Origin of the sequence: Ursidibacter arcticus (genome assembly GCF_009761375.1) — a bacterium.
Lineage (GTDB): Bacteria > Pseudomonadota > Gammaproteobacteria > Enterobacterales > Pasteurellaceae > Ursidibacter > Ursidibacter arcticus.
The window spans coordinates 1-1,405 of sequence record NZ_LEKM01000199.1; the positions used below are offsets into that span (position 1 = coordinate 1).

Here is a 1,405-nt window from a genome sequence, read left to right on the forward strand (position 1 = left end):
CCATTTTGTCCATTACGCCTTTAACATTTGGTGTAATGAACAAAAAAATTGCCCTTACTGCCAAAATACTGTTATCCATAAACACGGATTGAAAAATAATATCCAACGCTATAAATATCCTTCCTGTAGTAAAACATTTACCTTCCAAAAGAAATTAAATTATAGCGATATTTGGTTTGATTATTCGCAAGGAAAACAGACCTACAAAGAACTCGCCATTAAATATAAATGCTCCGTTAAAACTATTCAGCGATATATTGATAAAGCCCCTAAAACCGCATTAAAAACGCCTATTTCAACACATTTAAATATTATTATGGATACCACATTCTTTGGTCGGGAATTTGGTATTTTGGTGATAATGGATAGCGTGAGCGAAAAGGTCGTTTATTATCGCCATTTACACCTATGGTATTTAACTCACCAAGACTATTTAAATGAACGGTCAGATAAATGCAATGAAAAAGGTTATTTTCCTTATAAACATAAAGGATTAAGAAGTGCTTTATCTAGCCTGAAATATTATGAAAAATATTTATTTACCTTCGAAAAGTACCCTGAATTAAATATAGAAAAAACGACAAATAGGCTTGAAGGATTATTTAGTGAACTAAAACGAAAATTAAATAATCACAATGGATTAAGCAAAAAACGTAAGATTATGTTTATAAAGGGATTTTTTAAATAAAAAGAGTTGCTGACAACATAAAAAAATATTATTATCAACTATTTTGTCCATTACACCGAAAAAGGTATATTCAACTTATTAAAATGGCAGGGGCGGAGAGGCTCGAACTCCCAACACCCGGTTTTGGAGACCGGTGCTCTACCAATTGAACTACGCCCCTATAGATAAAGCGAGTATTACACTCGCTTAAATAAGTGGCGGAACGGACGGGACTCGAACCCGCGACCCCCTGCGTGACAGGCAGGTATTCTAACCAGCTGAACTACCGCTCCGCAAAATATGGGAATTAGCAGTGCCCTACTCTCACATGGCGAATCACCACACTACCATCGGCGTTACAGCATTTCACTTCTGAGTTCGGTATGGATTCAGGTGGAGCTACTGCACTATTGCTGCTAATAAATTCTTTATTAAGTTAATTTACTTAAATAAATAAACTAACTTAATAAAACCCTGATGGTGCCCTACTCTCACATGGCGAATCACCACACTACCATCGGCGTTACTGCGTTTCACTTCTGAGTTCGGTATGGAGTCAGGTGGGTCCACAGCACTACGGCCATCAGGAAAATCCTGTTTTATCTATCTTATCTCTTAGCTATCTCTAGCCTCGTTCTTTTCATTCTTTCTTCAAAATCATAAACAAGCTGTTACCTGAGTATCTTCTCAATTTCTCTCTGAGTATCTTCTTCTCTGAGTACCTTAGTCTCTCTCAAC

1 protein-coding gene, 2 tRNA genes and 2 rRNA genes are annotated in these 1,405 nt (G+C 36.6%); 1 reads left to right on the forward strand and 4 read right to left on the reverse strand.

Annotated features, from left to right (window positions below; all coding sequences use genetic code 11):
* On the forward strand, positions 1-688 hold a 688-nt coding region (locus A1D25_RS09130; RefSeq protein ID WP_420825115.1), incomplete at its 5' end, for a transposase-like zinc-binding domain-containing protein.
* 84 nt (positions 689-772) lie between these two features.
* Here A1D25_RS09130 and A1D25_RS09135 read toward each other — a convergent pair.
* The 4 genes from A1D25_RS09135 to rrf (A1D25_RS09150) form a co-directional block, all read right to left on the reverse strand.
* Positions 773-848, reverse strand: a tRNA-Trp gene (locus A1D25_RS09135).
* Between the two features lie 35 nt (positions 849-883).
* A tRNA-Asp gene (locus tag A1D25_RS09140) sits at positions 884-960 on the reverse strand.
* 12 nt (positions 961-972) lie between these two features.
* A 5S ribosomal RNA gene (rrf, locus tag A1D25_RS09145) occupies positions 973-1,088 on the reverse strand.
* Between the two features lie 51 nt (positions 1,089-1,139).
* A 5S ribosomal RNA gene (gene rrf, locus A1D25_RS09150) occupies positions 1,140-1,255 on the reverse strand.
* Positions 1,256-1,405: the final 150 nt, after the last annotated feature.